This is a genomic window from Actinosynnema sp. (genome assembly GCF_052038725.1).
On the sequence record NZ_JBQGCX010000808.1, the window covers coordinates 1 to 1,941 of the forward strand.

The 1,941-nt window shown below is 69.5% G+C and carries 1 protein-coding gene and 1 pseudogene; both read left to right on the top strand.

The window, feature by feature from the left end:
* A partial coding sequence (locus tag ACTUAL_RS16630) for an immunity 49 family protein (RefSeq protein WP_440900913.1) occupies positions 1-862 on the top strand: 862 nt, incomplete at its 5' end.
* A 359-nt stretch (positions 863-1,221) separates the two neighbouring features.
* Positions 1,222-1,941: pseudogene (locus ACTUAL_RS16635) on the top strand (hypothetical protein); the annotation flags it as partial.

Consider the following 1,941-nt stretch of genomic DNA (forward strand, 5'->3'; position numbering starts at 1 on the left):
GATCATGGTTGAAGTAGAGCGGCACGAGACCTACCCCCACGCCTCGGCTCGGGTGCTGCCGCGGTTCACGAAGGACGTGGTCGAGGGGGTCGCTGAAGTCGAGCGCTACGCGGCCATGCTCGGCATGCAGTTCAGCACCGCGCTGGCGCTGTTCGGGCACCGCGCGGTCGTCGACCCCGCGGGTGCGGAGCGGGAGACGTGGCTCGCGCTCCGCGCTGCCCTGGACGCAGGCGCCGCCGTCTTCACCGTCGCCGCGCTGGAGGGGCGCGAGTCCGCTGCGGTGTGGATGGTGGACCGCCAGATCGAGGTCTCCGGACCGATCCCCGCGCACCTCTCGTCGGCGGGGAACTGGTTGACCTCGTTGTGGCTGGCGATCGTGGCGCGGGACCGGGGAGTCCTGGACTCGCTGGCGGGGTTCCCGGTCGACGTGCTGCGCGCTGACCCCGCGCCGGAGTACGTGTTCGACACCGTGCGGCTGTTCCAGGCGTTTCTCCGGCGCTCGGACGGACTCGGGGAGGCGCTGAGCGACGCGCTGCGCAACAGCGACCCGGAGGTGGTGACCGACCCCGACGAGCGCGAGGTCGCGAACCTGCTGCGGTTCCCGGTGCTGGCCCTGTTCCACCACCTGACCAAGCCGGACTCCGAGGCCGCGTTCAACGCCGCGCTCGTCGACGCGTTGAACGCGCACAAGGCGTACTGGAGCAGGACCGAGGAGCGCCGCGCCTCCGCCGAGGGCTATGTGGCGCTGGGTCCGTTGGCGCTGGCGACCATCGCGCAGGACATGGGGATCACGATCACCGTCACGTCCGACTACCTGCCCGCGTCCATCCTGGACGGCACCACTGAGGCTGAGAACGGCTGACAACGGCCTCGATCCTCGCAGGCCACGACGTGTCACCCGCAGCGCGCTCTGCCGGGTGGGCGAGGCAGCCCTTTTTCCTTGGTCGACTTCTGCCCCAGGTGTCGAACCGGGAGCAGGCGGTGGACCAGGGCTCGTGCCGCTCGGCGCATCCTGCTGGCCCGATCCGATGCGAAACTGCCACAGGATTGCGTTGGAAATGGACCGCGCAGCCGCGCATTGGGCGGGCGACGGCATCAAACGCGTCCGCGTCTGGCCGAGCGATGCCAGTCACGGCAGGACCCCGGATCGTCTGTACGTTGTCGAGCAGCGCTTGGACCAGGCGACCAACGAGATCGTTGTCCACTACAGGAGCTTCCTCAATGTCCCACCCGGAACCCCTGGAGCAGCAGCCGCCCCAGCAGCAGGAGGCGGTGCCGGAATCCCGTGACGGCGTGGGTGAGCCGAGGCAGACCAAGTACGAGCGCCAAGAGCAGACCAACCTGATCCTGGGCTGGGTCGGCGGTCGACTGCTCTCGGTCGCGCCTGCAGGTTGGGCTGTCCTCGACCTGAAGGTGTCGCTGGCGGCTGATGTGGAGGACTTCACCTTCGCCACCGTGCTCGGCGACGGCTCGTTCGCGCCTGTGGAGATGCCTGCCGAGGTGCGCAGGGCGTTCGTGGACGTCCGCGACCTCCTCGCTGAGCCCGGCCAGGGCACCTGGTTCTCGGTCCGCTTCACGATGTCCCCGCCGGACAACTACCGCGTGGACTTCAACTTCGAGGTCGACCCGGTCTGGGATCCGCCGATCGGGCCGGACGTGCTGGTGGAGGACCTGCGCCGCTACCCGCGCACTCCGGACGACACCCCGCGCTGGGTGCTCGAAGCGCTGGGTGCCGAGCTGCCCGCCCTGCCGGTCTCGGTGGACTACGAGCAGCAGAGCCGCCAGGTCAAGCGGGTCACCGACCAGTTGCGCCAAGTGCTGCCTGCGGGCTGGGGGTACGTGCAGGTGCAGTTCCGAGAGATCGGGCATCACGCTGAGGTGGCCGCGCTCGTGCAGAACGCCTTGGGCGCGGTGGTCCAGTGGAACCCGCCTCGCGCGGTG